The 2,166-nt window shown below is 57.7% G+C and carries 2 protein-coding genes; one reads left to right on the top strand and one right to left on the bottom strand.

What is annotated here, in order from left to right; translation table 11 throughout:
• Window positions 1–53 precede the first annotated feature (53 nt).
• The gene (locus Q1K23_RS01755; RefSeq protein ID WP_300361632.1) at window positions 54–890 is read right to left on the bottom strand and encodes a Sir2 family NAD-dependent protein deacetylase; all 837 of its coding nucleotides are present in this window, start codon (window positions 888–890) and stop codon (window positions 54–56) included.
• A gap of 150 nt (window positions 891–1,040) precedes the next feature.
• Between Q1K23_RS01755 and amrS the strand changes: the two genes are divergently transcribed.
• A complete protein-coding gene (gene amrS / locus Q1K23_RS01750; protein WP_300361629.1) occupies window positions 1,041–2,033 on the top strand; it encodes an AmmeMemoRadiSam system radical SAM enzyme in 993 nt (330 codons plus the stop codon).
• Window positions 2,034–2,166: the final 133 nt, after the last annotated feature.

Genomic DNA, 2,166 nt, shown 5'->3' with positions numbered 1-2,166 from the left:
CCGGCGGCCGCATCACCGAGGTCAAATACGGCGATACGCTCTACGCTCCGCAGCTATGCGAGTAGAGCTTCGATCCCCTCCAGCCCGCCCATCGGCAGGCCCCAGCCGAGCCGCGGGTCGATCTGGGGTTCGCGGGGGTTGATGCGGATGAGTCTGGCGCCCAGCTCTTTGGCGAGGCGTTCGCCGGTAAGGCGCACGGTGGGCACGGCGGTGCCGGCACCTATCTCGACGATGACGAGGTCCAGCCGTTTGACGATGACCCGCTGCAGAAAATCTTCGAAGCGAGCCTGCTGGGCGTCGGTGCGGGTGCCGTCCCAGCCCCAGTCGCCGAACATCAGGATGTTGGGGCGGGCGGTGGCGCCGCAATGTTCGCAACGGGGCCATTTGAGCGCCCGGAAATTTTCCATGTCGATGGGCACTTCCACTCCCTCGGCGCTCCAGATGCCGGCGTCACAGCTGGTGCACTGGAGGTGGTGGATGGAGCCGTGGCACTCGACGATTTTCTCTTCATCAAATCCCGCTTTTTGAAACTGCCCGTCCACATTGGATGTGAAGACGAACCACTCCTCTTTTTCTTTCGCCGTATCCAGCAGCATCGAAAAGCCCGGGTGGGGCACCGTGTCGCGGTAAAGATGGAGCCGGTGGCCGTAGAAGGCCCACGCCAGGGCGGGGTCGGCTTCGAACCAGCGGGGATTTGCCAGCTCCACGAAACTGAGCCCGAGTTTCCTGGCCACCGGGTAGGCACGCCAGAATCCTTCGTTTCCCCGAAAGTCGGGCAGTCCCGAGTCCACGCCCATTCCCGCACCGGCGGTGATCAGCAGAGCGTCCGCGTTTTTGAGTGCCTCTTTGGCCGCTTCGATAGTTTCGTTGGATAGTTCGATTTTTTGCATGGGAATATTATAGCGATTCGCATCGAAAAGGGAATGTCCGACCCCGTTCCATAAACCTTAAATTTTCCTTGACTTTTTCGACAAAAAGCGATAAAATGGATCAAAGTTGAGGCTATCGGTATAAAGGTTCCTCACTGAAGGAGGTTAAAGATGCAATACTATAGAAGCGAACCCGAAAAGAACAGAATCGTCTGTCTGCTCTGTCGTCACTACTGCAAGATGAAAGAGGGGCAGGTGGGTATCTGCGGGGTCAACAAAAACGTCGGAGGCGAACTGAAGACGCTGGTCTACGGCCATCCCAGCGCCCTCAACGTCGATCCGATCGAGAAGAAACCGATCTATCACATGCTTCCGGGCGAAACGGCGCTATCGTTCGGCACGGTCGGGTGCAATTTCAAGTGCCCTTTCTGCCAGAACTGGCAGATCTCCCAGGAGACGAAGGTCAACGAAGAGATCTACGTGAGCCCGGAAAGGATGGTCGATCTGGCGCTTGAACACGGGACGAAAGCCATCGCCTACACCTACAACGAGCCGACCATCTTCTACCCCTACGCCAAAGACATCGGCGTCATCGCCAAAGAGAAGGGGCTCAAAAACATCTTCGTCTCCAACGGCTTCGAGAGCCCGGAGATGATCGAGGATATGAAAGGGTGGCTCGATGCCGCCAACATCGACCTCAAGTCGTGGGACGAAGGGTACTACAAGAAGATTCTCAAAGGCGGCCTGGAGGCGGTCAAGGATACGCTGCGACGTATGGTGGATGCCGGCATCTGGGTCGAGGTGACGACGCTGCTCATCGAAGGGGAGAACGACAGCGACAGGGATCTGACGGAGATGGCGGAGTTCATCGCGGGCGACCTGGGGCGCCATGTGCCCTGGCACCTGAGCGCTTTTCATCCCGACTACAAGATGACCGATCACAAATGGACCGGTCTCGAGACCCTGATGCGGGCCAAAAAGATCGCCGAAAAAGCGGGGCTCTACTACGTCTATCTGGGCAACGTCCCGGTTCACGGAGATACCCACTGCCCCGACTGCGGCGAACTGCTGATCGATCGGACGGGGTATAATGTGACGGTGAACAGGCTGGTCGACGGCAAGTGTCCCAAATGCGGCCGAAAGATCGAGGGAATCTGGGAGTAGTGAAAAACTAAAAGTGAAAAGTGAAAAGTTTTGGAGGCCCGCTTTGCGGGCTTTCATTCGAAGAAGAAGGAGGGTGATATGAAAATACGCGAAGCGGCGGTGGCCGGGCAGTTCTACCCGGCGTCACCGGAAG

Source organism: Hydrogenimonas sp. (genome assembly GCF_029933015.1).
GTDB lineage: Bacteria > Campylobacterota > Campylobacteria > Campylobacterales > Hydrogenimonadaceae > Hydrogenimonas.
This window is presented reverse-complemented; position numbering and strand designations above follow the sequence as displayed.

Excerpts from the sequence above, each read along its gene's own strand:
- amrS (WP_300361629.1), top strand. The coding sequence starts at position 1,041 with ATGCAATACTATAGAAGCGAACCCGAAAAGAACAGAATCGTCTGTCTG.
- Q1K23_RS01755 (WP_300361632.1), bottom strand. The coding sequence starts at position 890 with ATGCAAAAAATCGAACTATCCAACGAAACTATCGAAGCGGCCAAAGAG.